Here is a 12459-nt window from a genome sequence, read left to right as displayed (position 1 = left end):
GCAACGATGGCGGACGCCAAGGTCATCCCGTTCGACGACGACCGCTCCCGCGGGGGCTCCGGATCGCGGCCGGCGCGGCGCCGCGCCGCGCACCGGCGCGGCGGCGCCGAGCCCGCGGCGGTCGGCGAGGTCCAGCCGCTGCCGGGGCGGACGGCGGCGCGCGAGGAGGACACCGGGGCGGACGGGCCCGCGTCCGGGCAGCCGGCCGGGCAGCCGGAGGCGGGCGGTGCCGGGGACGGCGGCGGCCTGGAGCGGCGGGTGGCGAGCGGCCTGGCGTTCCTGCGGCGGCGGCTGACCGGCGAGTACGACGTCGACGACTTCGGGTACGACGCCGAGCTGACCGACCAGGTGCTGATGTCCCTGCTGCGGCCGGTGTACGAGAAGTACTTCCGGGTCGAGGTGAAGGGCATCGAGAACATCCCCGCCGAGGGCGGGGCGCTGATCGTCGCCAACCACTCGGGGACGCTGCCGCTGGACGGGCTGATGATGCAGGTCGCCGTGCACGACCACCATCCGGCCGACCGGCATCTGCGGCTGCTCGCGGCCGACTTGGTGTTCGTGCTGCCGGTGGTCAACGAGCTGGCCCGCAAGCTGGGTCACACCCTGGCCTGCGCCGAGGACGCCGAACGGCTGCTGGGCCAGGGGGAGCTGGTCGGGGTGATGCCGGAGGGCTTCAAGGGCATCGGCAAGCCGTTCAGCGAGCGCTACAAGCTCCAGCGGTTCGGGCGGGGCGGGTTCGTCTCGACGGCGCTGCGGCAGGGCGCGCCCATCGTGCCGTGCTCGATCGTCGGGGCGGAGGAGATCTATCCGATGATCGGCAACGCCAAGACCCTCGCGCGGCTGCTCGGCTTCCCGTACTTCCCGCTGACGCCGACCTTTCCCTGGCTGGGGCCGCTGGGCGCGGTGCCGCTGCCGACGAAGTGGACGATCCAGTTCGGCGAGCCGATCCCCACGGACGGCTATCCGCCGGAGGCGGCCGAGGACCCGATGCTCATGTTCAACCTGACCGACCAGGTGCGCGAGCAGATCCAGCACACGCTCTACAAGCTGCTGGTGCAGCGGCGGTCGGTGTTCTTCTGACGCTCGCGCTTCCTCCGGGGTGCGTGCCGGTGGGGCGCCCTCGCTCTTCGGTGCGAGGGCGCCCCACCGCTGTCGTACGGCCGGTGCGCCGCTGCTACTTCGCGTCCTCGCCGTCGATGCCCAGACCGGGCAGGAGGCCCGGGAGGAGCGGGGGGATGGTGACGTCGGGGGCGCCGGGCGGCGGTGTCCTGCCCGCGGGCGGGGAGGCGCTGCCGCTGGCCTTCGGCGGGTCGAGGAGGCCGCCGGTGGTGCCGCCGAGCAGGCCCTCGCCGCTGTCGCCGCCACTGCCCGAGGAGGCGCTGGGGCTGCCGCTGCCGGACCGGTGGCCGCTCTCGGGCGCGCCGCCGCCGGTGCCGGGCGGGGCGGACCGGTCGGTGGCGCCGGCGGTGCCGGACGGCGAGGCCGGTGCGCTCCCGTGCCGCCCGCCGTCGCCGCCGGCCGGGGCCGAGGGCTGCGGCAGCAGCGACTGGAGCGGGGCGACCTCTTCGTCTATGGCGTCGAACACCGACGACACCCGGTCGCTGACGTCACCGAGCTGCACGGGCAGCTTCTGGCGCAGCGCGCCCCACGCCTCGCGGTGCGACCGGGAGAAGCTGGACAGGGCCTGGATCGGGCCCAGGGACTCCGGGTCGCGCTCGTACGCCTCGTGGAGCAGGCGGTGGCCCTCGGTGGCGTCGTGCTGCATCCCGGACAGGGTGCGGCGGATCTCGCCGAGGGACTCGTGGTCGAGGTGGCCGCCGCGGCCGCGCTCCAGCAGCCGTCTGGCCTCGCTCAGCCGGGTCGAGGCGAGGTCGAGGTACGCCTCGCCCCGGCCGTCCGCCCCGTCAGTCAGATAGTGCAGCTTGAAGTCCTCGATGCCGCGCTTGAGGCCGTACAGCGAGTCACCGGGGAGGGCGTCCGAGCTGGCGGCGGCCACGCCGCCGAAGGCGCTCGCGACCACCCCGACGCTGAGCCCGCCCGCGGTCAGGCCCTTGGCCAGCCGCGTACGCGGTCGCAGCCTGCCCAGGCCGCTCGCCCGGTGCGCGCCCCTGCCGCGGGGGCTGCGCTGGCCGGGCACCGACAGCTCGTTCGCCTCGCCCGCCGCGGTGCCCTCTTGCAGCATGGCCTCCATGGCGGCCACCAGCCGGGCCCGCTGGACGGCCTTGACCTCGGGGCCCAGCTCCGGCTTCGGCAGTGCGGACAGACCGCTCGCCAGGGCCAGGAACCGGCCCTGCTCGGTCTGCTCCGCCGCTGCCGGGGCCGGTGGCGGTCCCTCGGACTGCTCGGCCGCCGCGCCCCGGTCGGACAGCTCCTCCAGGGCCTGGGCGAAGGCGTTCGCCCGCCGGTGCGCCGATACGTTCGCGATCACTGGCGGCACCTCCTCTCGTCATGACGGTCGACTCCCCAGGGGTCCTGAGGGTTGCACGCCCACGACCGTGCCACACGATCGAGTGATCAGCGTGGGCCAAGGCGTGACCACAGGGAGCCTGTATCCCGCACAACGAGCGGCTCGGCACTTCGGTTACGGACGACCGGGGATCGGGTGGAGAAGTCAACGCACGGCAACGCAGGGTGAGTTGGCCGTGGCGCTCGGTCGGGGGCCCGGCGGGCTCAGCGGGCGTCGTCCGGCAGCAGCCGGGCGAGGGTGCGTACGGCCCGGTACTGGAGGGTCTTGATCGCGCCCTCGTTCTTGCCCATCACCCGGGCGGTCTCCGCGACGGACAGGCCCTGGAGGAAGCGGAGGGTGACGCACTCCTGCTGCTGCGGGTTGAGCCGCCGTACGGCGTCCAGCAGCGCGGCGTTGGACAGGGACTCCAGGACGGAGTCCTCGGGGGAGCGCTCGACCTCGTTGGCGTCGAGCATCTCGCCGGTGGTGACCTCCAGCCGGAAGCGGCTGGACTTGAAGTGGTCGGCGACCAGGTTGCGGGCGATGGTGACCAGCCAGGCGCCGAAGTCGCGGCCCTGCCAGGTGAAGGTGCCGATGCGGCGCAGGGCCCGCAGGAAGGTCTCGCTGGTGAGGTCCTCGGCGGTCGCCTTGCCGCCCACCCGGTAGTAGATGTACCGGTACACGGTGTCGCTGTACTGGTCGTAGAGGCGCCCGAAGGCGTCGGCCTCGCCCGCCTGGGCGCGCTCGACCAGGTCCATCATCCGGGCGCTGTCGCTGTCCGCCGCCGGGCGGCGGACGGCGGCCGCCGGGGCGGAGCGGCCTCGTCTGGCCGCCCTCCCCTCGGCGGAGCGCCGGCCCTCGACGACGGCGCTGCGCGCGGGGCCCTGCTCCATGCCGTCGGCCAGCGCGTAGCACGGGCCGACCGGCGCTGCGGTGGCGAAGGCGGGGCCGGCGTACGCGGTGGGGACGAGGGCGCGCAGCAGGTCGAGGACCGTTGCGCGGAGCGTAGCCAGGCCCGAGGCGTCAACCCCGACGTGTGGGTACACGGGACTCCCAGAGGCAGAGCTTGCATCACGTGCAGTGCGGAACCATTCACCCGTCGTAGCGACGGAGGGGGTGCCGGATTGCGTCTGAGGAGAATAACGCTTCGTGTAGGCCCTGCTACACCGAGTTGCTCAAATCATCGATTACGTCGTTTCTGTGGCCAGTTGACGCCCGATCGAGTGCCACAGACTGACCGTTTGCTGATCGGTCCGGTTCGGATTCGGTGCCGGAGCAGGGCATGTCGTGGCGGTGTACCGCCAACGGGAATGGCCGGCGCGGTGTGTGGGCGTGTTCGGTCGTCTGACCGGAATCCGGGTGCGGAGTGCGACTGTGACCGGTGATGTTCCTGTGACGTCCTGTGCTGTTCTGTGGCGTCCGGTGGCGTCTGGCGTCTGGTGGCGGACGGTGGGCGGCGGCGGTCGCTAGCGCCTGCGGCGGTGCAGGGCGATGGCCGCCGCGGTGCCGCCGGCGACCGCGCCGACGCCCGCCGCCGCGGGGATGCCGACCTTCGCGGCCTTGCGGCCGGTGCGGTAGTCGCGCAGGCGCCAGTCCTTCTCGCGGGCGTGGCGGCGGAGCTTGGCGTCCGGGTTGATGGCGTAGGGGTGGCCGACCAGGGACAGCATGGGGATGTCGTTGTGCGAGTCGCTGTAGGCGGCGCAGCGGGACAGGTCCAGGCCCTCGGCCGCCGCGAGGGCGCGTACCGCCTCCGCCTTGGCCGGGCCGTGCAGCGGTTCGCCGACCAGGCGGCCGGTGTAGACGCCGGCGACCGACTCGGCCACCGTGCCCAGCGCGCCGGTCAGGCCGAGGCGCCGCGCGATGACCTGGGCGATCTCGACCGGGGCCGCGGTGACCAGCCACACCTTCTGGCCGGCGTCGAGGTGGGCCTGGGCGAGCGCCCGGGTGCCCGGCCAGATGCGCTCGGCCATGTACTCGTCGTAGATCTCCTCGCCGATGGACTCCAGCTCGGCGACGCGGTGGCCCTTGACGATGGAGAGCGCGGAGTCGCGGGCGTCCTGCATGTGCTCGGGGTCCTCGACCCCGGCCAGCCGGAACCACGCCTGCTGCCAGGCGAACCGGGCGAGGTCGCGGGTCTCGAAGAACTTCCGTTTGTACAGGCCGCGGCCGAAGTGGAACAGCGCGGCGCCCTGCATCACGGTGTTGTCGAGGTCGAAGAAGGCGGCGGCGCGGTCGTCCCCGGGCACGGGGAACTGAGGCTCCTCGGGCGCGGGCGGCGGGGCGTCCGCCTCCTGCGTGGACTTGCGCGCTGCCTCCGCCGAGGCCTCGCCTGCCAGCACGCTCCGCGCGGTGGCGGAGCGCCTACGGGGGGTGAGCCATCCGAGAGCGGCCATGGCGTGAGCATAGCCAGTCTGTTCGGGACTTCCGGAGCCGCGAGGTGGGAACCCCGTGAACTCCGCCCGGCCGTGGAGTGGCAGGGATCACTGAAGGGGCTGCAAGGGGCTGCAAGGGGGTGCACGGGACGCATGGGGGGCGACAGGAGGGGCGAGCGGCACCCGGGGGCCGGCACCCGGGGATCCGGGGTCCGCGGTCGTGGAGCCCGGCCGGGCGGCGGGGCGACAATGCCGGTATGAGCGCCCTCTTCCGCCGCAAGGCGTCCGTGCCGTCCGCCGCCGCGCCCGCCCCCCGGGACCGGCTGGTCACGCTCGTCCGCAAGCCCGGCTGCCATCTGTGCGACGACGCGCAGGCGGTCGTCGAGAAGGTGTGCGCGGACCTGGGCGTGCGGTGGGAGGGCAGGGACATCACCGAGGACGCGGCGCTGTACGACGCGTACTGGGAGCAGATCCCGGTGGTGCTGATCGACGGGGAGCAGCACACCTTCTGGCGGGTGAACGAGGAGCGGCTGCGGCGGGCCCTGGCCGGCTGAGCGGGGCGGGAGCGCCGCAGCGGGCCCGGCGGGGTCCCGCCCGGGACCGGCCGAGGGGGCGAACGTGACTGACCGGCGGGTACAAAGTGGCCGAAAGTCGCTTAGGATCGACGGCGGCTTGGTCTCGGGGGCGGCGATCACAGAGGAGCGTGTGCGGTTTTGCCCCCAACAAGTAAGGAACGCGGCGGCGAGTGCGCCGGTTCCAGATGTGTGCGCCGGGGGCGCGTGACCCCGGTCACGTTGGCCGGGCAAATCGGACACCATCTTTGTGCACGCGTTCACAAAGACATAGCCTGCTGTCGACGGGGCGGTCCGGGGACGTATGGCCGCCCAGAGCCCCGCTCTACCCGCAGGAGCACCGTGGCAACTGGCCGAACTCACCGACCGGCGACCCGTAGCCGAGGGATTCCCGAGGCCACCGTCGCCCGGCTTCCGCTGTACCTCCGAGCCCTGACCGCGCTGTCGGAGCGCTCGGTGCCCACCGTCTCCTCCGAGGAGCTGGCGGCGGCGGCGGGAGTCAACTCCGCCAAGCTGCGCAAGGACTTCTCCTACCTCGGCTCCTACGGGACCCGCGGTGTGGGCTACGACGTCGAGTATCTCGTCTACCAGATCTCCCGCGAACTGGGCCTGACCCAGGACTGGCCGGTTGTGATCGTCGGTATCGGCAACCTCGGCGCCGCGCTCGCCAACTACGGCGGCTTCGCCTCCCGCGGCTTCCGGGTGGCCGCGCTCATCGACGCCGACCCCGCGATGGCCGGGAAGCCCGTCGCCGGGATCCCCGTCCAGCACACCGACGAGCTGGAGGCGATCATCCGGGACAACGGCGTCTCGATCGGCGTGATCGCGACCCCCGCGGGCGCCGCCCAGCAGGTCTGCGACCGGCTCGTCGCCGCCGGGGTGACCTCCATCCTGAACTTCGCGCCGACCGTGCTGAACGTCCCCGAAGGGGTCGACGTGCGCAAGGTCGACCTCTCCATCGAACTCCAGATCCTCGCCTTCCACGAGCAGCGCAAGGCCGGTGAGGAGGCCGCCGCCGAGGGTCCGCTGCCCGCCGCCGGAGCCGCCCGCAAGCGCTCCGCCGACCAGGGGCCCGACGGGGACGTCCCCGCCGTGATGCCGGCATGAGCCTGCTCGTCGTCGGACTGAGTCACCGCAGCGCCCCGGTCAGCCTCCTGGAGCGCGCCTCGCTGAACGCGGACGACCGGGCCAAGCTGCTCCAGGACACCGTCGCCGCGGAGCCCGCCACCGAGGCCGCGGTCCTGGCCACCTGCAACCGCATCGAGCTGTACGCCGACGTGGACAAGTTCCACGCCGGTGTCGCCGAGCTGTCCACGCTGCTCGCCCGGCACAGCGGGGTCGGCCTGGAGGAACTCACCCCCTATCTCTATGTGCACTACGAGGACCGGGCCGTCCACCACCTGTTCTCGGTGGCCTGCGGCCTGGACTCGATGGTCGTCGGCGAGGGCCAGATCCTCGGCCAGATCAAGGACTCCCTGGCCCGCGCCCAGGAGCTGCACACCGCCGGGCGGCTGCTGAACGACCTGTTCCAGCAGGCCCTGCGGGTGGGCAAGCGGGCGCACTCGGAGACCGGCATCGACCGCGCCGGGCAGTCCCTGGTCACCTTCGGCCTGGAGCAGCTGTCCGCGGGCGCGCCCGTCGCCGACTGGGCGCGCGGCAAGAAGGCCCTGGTCATCGGCGCCGGTTCGATGTCGTCGCTGGCCGCCGCCACGCTGGCGCGCGCCGGGGTCGCCGAGGTTGTGATCGCCAACCGCACCCAGGAGCGCGCGGAGCGGCTCGCCCGGATCCTCACCGAGGGCGACGACACGCACGTGCCGGCCCGCGCGGTACCGATGGACGCGGTGCCGGCCGAGCTGACACGTGCAGACGTCGCCGTCTCCTGTACCGGCGCGACGGGACTCGTCCTGACGGCCGAGGCGATCGCCGCCGCGATCGAGGGCCGTACCGGAGCACCCGTCGCGGCCCCGCACGACGGTCGCACGGACCCGGCCGCCCCGTACACCGGATCCGCCCGCAGCCGCACCGCCCCGGCGGCGAAGCCGGACGCGCGCGAGACGGCCACGACGCCGCTGCCGCCCGCCGGTGCCGGTGAGGAGAACTGCCCGCTGGACCTGGCCGCCGTGGAGCCCGCCTTCTCCCTGCTCGGCGAGTCCGCCGTGGCGGGCATCGACGCGGCCACCCTGGAGCAGCACGGCGCGTGGGTGGACGGCGGCACCTCGCTGCTGGAGCGGGACCGCACGCGCGACGCGCAGGCGGAGGCCGGCGCGGACGCCGAGCTGATCACCGCGCTCGCCGCGACCGCCGCCACCGCCGGCCGGGTCCCCGAGCGCCGCAGGCCCGAACCGGTCGCCGTGCTGCCGCGCCCCGAGCCGGTCCTCTTCGTCCTCGACCTGGCCATGCCCCGCGACGTCGACGCCGCCGCGCACCGGCTGGCCGGGGCGCGCCTGGTGGACATCGAGTCGCTCGCCGACGCCTCCGCCGACGCGCCGATGGCGGCCGACGTCGACCAGGTCCGCCGGATCGTCTCCGACGAGGTCGCGGCCTTCGGGGCGGCCCAGCGGGCGGCGCACATCACGCCCACCGTGGTCGCCCTGCGCACCATGGCCGCCGACGTCGTGTCCAGCGAGATCGCCCGCCTCGAAGGGCGGCTGCCGGGCCTGGACGACAAGCACCGCGCGGAGATCACCCAGACCGTGCGGCGGGTGGTGGACAAGCTGCTGCACGCGCCGACCGTGCGGGTCAAGCAGCTCGCGGCCGAGCCCGGCGGCGCCGGGTACGCGGACGCGCTGCGCACCCTGTTCGACCTGGACCAGGAGACGGTGGCCGCCGTCTCCCGGGCCGTGAGCGACCCCGTCGCCATCGACGACCACGTGAAGAACGGCAAGAACCGAGGGCCAGCATGAGGAACAAGGCACTGAGACTGGGGACGAGGCGCAGCAGACTCGCCATGGCCCAGTCCGGGCAGGTGGCGGATGCCGTGAGCCAGGTGACCGGGCGGCCTGTCGAGCTCGTCGAGATCACCACGTACGGCGACGTCTCGCGCGAGCACCTGGCGCAGATCGGCGGCACGGGCGTGTTCGTCGCGGCGCTGCGCGAGGCGCTGCTGCGGGGCGAGGTGGACTTCGCGGTTCATTCGCTCAAGGACCTGCCGACCGCGCAGCCCGACGGCCTGGTCCTGGCCGCCGTGCCCGAGCGCGAGGACCCGCGGGACGTGCTGGTCGCACGGGACGCGCTGAAGTTCACCGACCTGCCGCGCGGCGCCCGCATAGGCACCGGCGCGCCGCGCCGGATGGCCCAGCTCAACGCGTACGCCCGCGCCCACGGCCTGGACATCAAGACCGTCGCGATCCGCGGCAACGTCGACACCCGCATCGGGTTCGTCCGCGACGGCGAGCTGGACGCGGTGGTCCTGGCCGCGGCCGGACTCAACCGGATCGGCCGCGCCGACGAGGTGACCGACTTCCTGTCGGTCGACACGGTTCTGCCCGCCCCCGGCCAGGGGGCACTGGCGGTCGAATGCTCCGCGGACGACGCGGAACTGATCGCCGCGCTCGCCGGACTCGACGACCCGCTCACGCGGGCCGCCGTGACGGCCGAGCGCTCACTGCTCGCCGCCCTGGAGGCCGGCTGCAGCGCCCCGGTGGGTGCTTTGGCCGACATCCTGGCCGACGGGCAGACTGTCAAGGAAATGCGCCTGCGGGCCGTCGTCGGCACGACCGACGGCAGCGCGCTGGTGCAGCTGTCCACCACCGGTCCCGTGCCCTCGACGCACGACGCGGCGATGGCGTTCGGTCGCGAACTCGCCACCGACATGCTCGCCCAGGGCGCGGCCGGTCTGATGGGGGAGCGAGCACATTGAGCCCCACCACCCTTCCCGCCGGTCCGGAACACGGGCACGTCACCTTCCTCGGTGCCGGACCCGGAGATCCGGGACTGCTCACTCTGCGCGCCGTGGAGGCGCTGGCGAGCGCGGACGTCCTGGTCGCCGAGCACGAGGTGCTCGACGTCGTACGCACGCACGCCCGCCAGGGCGTGTCGGTCGTGCACACGGACGCCGGTCCCTCGTCGGACGCCGTCCAGGGCACGGGCACGCCGCAGCTGAAGGTCGTTGACAGTACGTCAGCGGCCGTCGGGGCCCCCGCGGTGCGGGATGCCGCACATCTTGTCATGGAGGCCGCGCGGGGCGGCAGGCGGGTCGTCCGTGCGGTGTCCGGGGATCCCGGGCTCGACACGGACGCCGCCGCCGAGATGCTCGCCTGCGCCGCCGCGGGCGTGCCCTTCGAGGTCGTCCCCGGTATCGCGAGCGCCGTCGGCGTGCCCGCGTACGCCGGTGTGCCGCTGCGCGACGCCGAGGGCACCGACGTGCGGTTCGTCGACGCCCGTACCGCCTCCGACCGCTGCTGGACGGAGGTCGGCGCCTCGGACGGCACGGTCGTCGTGTCCACCACGCTGGACTCGGTGGCGGCCACGGCCGGGGAACTCGTCACGGCCGGCCGCAAGCCGGACACCCCGATGACGGTGACCGTCGGCGGCACGACCACCCGCCAGCGCACCTGGACCGCCACGCTCGGCACGGTCGCCCAGACCCTGAAGCAGGCCAAGGTGCTGCCGTCCCCGGACGGCGGCCGGCCGGTGATAGCCGTGGTCGGCGAGCGCAGTGCCGCGGCGGCGCGGCGCGACCAGCTGTCGTGGTTCGAGTCCAAGCCGCTGTTCGGCTGGAAGGTCCTGGTGCCGCGCACCAAGGAGCAGGCCGCTTCGCTCTCCGACCAGTTGCGCTCCTACGGCGCGGTGCCGCACGAGGTGCCGACCATCGCCGTGGAGCCCCCGCGCACCCCGCAGCAGATGGAGCGCGCGGTCAAGGGCCTGGTGACCGGCCGCTACGAGTGGATCGCGTTCACCTCGGTCAACGCGGTCAAGGCGGTCCGCGAGAAGTTCGAGGAGTACGGCCTGGACGCCCGCGCCTTCGCGGGCATCAAGGTCGCGGCGGTGGGCGAGCAGACCGCCAGGGCGCTGATCGCCTTCGGTGTGAAGCCGGACCTGGTGCCCAGCGGCGAGCAGTCGGCCGCCGGTCTCCTGGAGGACTGGCCGCCCTACGACCCGGTGTTCGACCCGATCGACCGCGTCTTCCTGCCGCGCGCCGACATCGCCACGGAGACCCTGGTCGCCGGGCTGATCGAGCTGGGCTGGGAGGTCGACGACGTCACCGCCTACCGCACCGTGCGCGCCTCGCCGCCCCCGGCGGAGACGCGGGAGGCGATCAAGGGCGGCGGTTTCGACGCGGTGCTCTTCACCTCGTCCTCCACGGTCCGCAACCTGGTCGGCATCGCGGGCAAGCCGCACAACGTGACGGTGATCGCCTGCATCGGCCCGGCCACGGCCAAGACCGCCGAGGAGCACGGCCTGCGCGTGGACGTGATGGCTCCCGAGCCGTCCGTCCTCAGGCTGGCCGAGGCGCTGGCCGATTTCGGCCTCAAGCGCCGGGCCGCGGCGCTGGAGGCCGGCGACCCGGTGACGCGGCCGAGCGAGCGGCGGCCGGGTGCGCGCAGGCGCCGGTCGACGACCTGAGCGGGCGTCCTGCCTGAGCGGACGTACGCGCTGAGCGCTACGGCGGAGCGTCCCCCTGCACGGGGGGCGCTCCGCCGTTTCCGTGTCCGGTTCCGTTCCGGCAGGGCATCAACTGAGATGAATGAAGTCCGATAATCGTCCATGTCAGTTGACATTCCTCTCTGGCCCCATCAGGCTTCCGATGCTCCAAAAACGCACTTGCACCGCTTTCGTGAACAGACGTGACCAGACGTGAACGAACAGAGAGGCGCATGACTGTGAGACGTAGCGTCAGACGTACCGTGTCGGCTTCGGGAACGGCTCTGCTGGGAGTGCTGACGGCCGTGGTCGTCCTCCCCGGCACCGCACAGGCCGCGAGCCCGGGGAGCTGTTCGGCCCAGCGCAACGGCCCGGTCGGTGCCGTGTCGTGCAGCGGGGTGGCACCGAGCACGGTGTGGCGGGCGGAGGCCGGCTGCTTCTACGTCCAGGGCGGGACGCCGGTCGACTACAAGGTGTACGGCAGCCTGGTCACCGGCAACGGCACCTCGACGGCCGTCTGCTCGCTGCCGCGCTCCTACGTGGGCAAGCTGCTGGACGCGGTGGTCGTGGGCGTCTCGGGCAAGCAGGGCCGCCTGGTCGGCTACGGCGGCAAGTGCGTGGACGTGAAGGGCGGCAAGACCACGGTCGCCACCCCGGTCCAGATCTACGACTGCAACGGCACGAACGCGCAGTGGTGGACCATCGGCGACGACCACACGGTCCGGGCGCTGGGCAAGTGCCTGAACGTCGTCTGGGCCGGTACCGCCAACGGCACCAAGGTGGAGATCTACGACTGCATCGCGGACAGCCAGAGCGAGAAGTGGGTGCTCCAGAACGACGGCTCCCTGCGGAACGAGAACTCCGGCAAGTGCCTCGACGACCTGGGCTTCAACACCGCCAACGGCACCCAGCTGGGCATCTGGGACTGCAACGGCGCGGCCAACCAGAAGTGGGTCGTGACCCCCTGACCCCGTGACCGGGCGTGAACCGGAGCCGGTCCCGCCCGGGGGGAGCGGGACCGGCTCCTTCGCACGAGGGGGCGCGCAGGCCGGTGCCTCAGACCAGGGTCGTGACGCAGAACGGATGGCCCGCCGGGTCCAGCAGGACCCGCCAGCGGCCGGGGGAGGGCTGGTGGCCGGGCTTCTCCGCGCCCCGCGCCAGCAGATGGGCCTCGGCCGCGTCCAGGTCGTCGACGCCCACTTCGAGGTGGGCCTGCTTGCCCTGGCCGCCGTCCGGCCAGGTGGGGCGGCGGTAGTCGGCGAGGCGGTGGAAACCGAGGCCGGGGGCGCCCTCGCGGGAGAGGAAGAAGAAGTCCTCGGTGGAGAAGGTGACGGGAAGGCCGAGCATCTCGCTGTAGAAGCGGGCCAGTTCGGCGGGGTCGGCGCAGTCGAAGGTGACGGCGGCGTAGCGGAACGCGGGTGCGGATGCGCTGTTCTCGGTGCTCATGCGAGGACCGTAGGACGGAACCCGGACAGTTCCGGTCCTG

Annotated in this window: 11 protein-coding genes; 7 read left to right on the top strand and 4 right to left on the bottom strand. The window is 73.3% G+C overall.

Annotated elements, in window-relative coordinates; genetic code table 11:
* The first annotated feature begins 6 nt into the window (after window positions 1-6).
* Window positions 7-1080: a lysophospholipid acyltransferase family protein gene (locus R4Z62_RS14225; RefSeq protein WP_491519963.1), complete on the top strand. Its 1074-nt coding sequence runs from the start codon at window positions 7-9 to the stop codon at window positions 1078-1080.
* Between the two features lie 94 nt (window positions 1081-1174).
* Here R4Z62_RS14225 and R4Z62_RS14220 read toward each other — a convergent pair whose 3' ends face one another.
* From R4Z62_RS14220 to R4Z62_RS14210, 3 genes are all read right to left on the bottom strand, one after another.
* A complete protein-coding gene (locus tag R4Z62_RS14220) occupies window positions 1175-2428 on the bottom strand; it encodes a DUF5667 domain-containing protein (RefSeq protein ID WP_491519962.1) in 1254 nt (417 codons plus the stop codon).
* A 242-nt stretch (window positions 2429-2670) separates the two neighbouring features.
* Window positions 2671-3492: an ECF subfamily RNA polymerase sigma factor, BldN family gene (locus R4Z62_RS14215; protein ID WP_381736837.1), complete on the bottom strand. Its 822-nt coding sequence runs from the start codon at window positions 3490-3492 to the stop codon at window positions 2671-2673.
* A 420-nt stretch (window positions 3493-3912) separates the two neighbouring features.
* Window positions 3913-4839: an HAD family hydrolase gene (locus tag R4Z62_RS14210; protein ID WP_064534455.1), complete on the bottom strand. Its 927-nt coding sequence runs from the start codon at window positions 4837-4839 to the stop codon at window positions 3913-3915.
* Window positions 4840-5075: 236 nt separating this feature from the next.
* Between R4Z62_RS14210 and R4Z62_RS14205 the strand changes: the two genes are divergently transcribed.
* The 6 genes from R4Z62_RS14205 to R4Z62_RS14180 all read left to right on the top strand — a co-directional run bounded on the left by R4Z62_RS14205 (window position 5076) and on the right by R4Z62_RS14180 (window position 11941).
* Window positions 5076-5372 (top strand): glutaredoxin family protein, encoded by a 297-nt coding sequence (locus R4Z62_RS14205; RefSeq protein ID WP_389470955.1) that lies wholly within the window; start codon window positions 5076-5078, stop codon window positions 5370-5372.
* Window positions 5373-5732: 360 nt separating this feature from the next.
* Window positions 5733-6497: a redox-sensing transcriptional repressor Rex gene (locus R4Z62_RS14200; RefSeq protein ID WP_064534457.1), complete on the top strand. Its 765-nt coding sequence runs from the start codon at window positions 5733-5735 to the stop codon at window positions 6495-6497.
* Entirely contained in the window at window positions 6494-8293 is a 1800-nt protein-coding gene (locus R4Z62_RS14195) for a glutamyl-tRNA reductase (protein WP_491519961.1), read from the top strand. Before R4Z62_RS14200 ends, R4Z62_RS14195 begins: the two co-directional genes overlap by 4 nt.
* Window positions 8290-9249, top strand: coding sequence for a hydroxymethylbilane synthase (gene hemC, locus R4Z62_RS14190; protein WP_064534459.1), 960 nt, complete (start codon window positions 8290-8292; stop codon window positions 9247-9249). The genes R4Z62_RS14195 and hemC overlap by 4 nt, the downstream gene beginning before the upstream one ends.
* Window positions 9246-10955, top strand: a complete 1710-nt coding sequence (locus tag R4Z62_RS14185) for a bifunctional uroporphyrinogen-III C-methyltransferase/uroporphyrinogen-III synthase (RefSeq protein ID WP_491519960.1) — start codon at window positions 9246-9248, stop codon at window positions 10953-10955. The genes hemC and R4Z62_RS14185 overlap by 4 nt, the downstream gene beginning before the upstream one ends.
* A gap of 281 nt (window positions 10956-11236) precedes the next feature.
* The gene (locus R4Z62_RS14180) at window positions 11237-11941 is read left to right on the top strand and encodes a ricin-type beta-trefoil lectin domain protein (protein ID WP_381736833.1); all 705 of its coding nucleotides are present in this window, start codon (window positions 11237-11239) and stop codon (window positions 11939-11941) included.
* A gap of 88 nt (window positions 11942-12029) precedes the next feature.
* On the opposite strand, the gene R4Z62_RS14175 is transcribed toward R4Z62_RS14180, so the two are convergent.
* Window positions 12030-12419, bottom strand: coding sequence for a VOC family protein (locus R4Z62_RS14175; RefSeq protein ID WP_491519959.1), 390 nt, complete (start codon window positions 12417-12419; stop codon window positions 12030-12032).
* Window positions 12420-12459 lie beyond the last annotated feature (40 nt).

It is taken from the genome of Streptomyces sp. PL-25 (genome assembly GCF_058344915.1).
This window is presented reverse-complemented; position numbering and strand designations above follow the sequence as displayed.

Coding starts and splice junctions, on each gene's coding strand:
- R4Z62_RS14210 (WP_064534455.1), bottom strand. CDS start 4,839: ATGGCCGCTCTCGGATGGCTCACCCCCCGTAGGCGCTCCGCCACCGCG.
- R4Z62_RS14195 (WP_491519961.1), top strand. CDS start 6,494: ATGAGCCTGCTCGTCGTCGGACTGAGTCACCGCAGCGCCCCGGTCAGC.
- R4Z62_RS14205 (WP_389470955.1), top strand. CDS start 5,076: ATGAGCGCCCTCTTCCGCCGCAAGGCGTCCGTGCCGTCCGCCGCCGCG.
- R4Z62_RS14175 (WP_491519959.1), bottom strand. CDS start 12,419: ATGAGCACCGAGAACAGCGCATCCGCACCCGCGTTCCGCTACGCCGCC.
- R4Z62_RS14225 (WP_491519963.1), top strand. CDS start 7: ATGGCGGACGCCAAGGTCATCCCGTTCGACGACGACCGCTCCCGCGGG.
- hemC (WP_064534459.1), top strand. CDS start 8,290: ATGAGGAACAAGGCACTGAGACTGGGGACGAGGCGCAGCAGACTCGCC.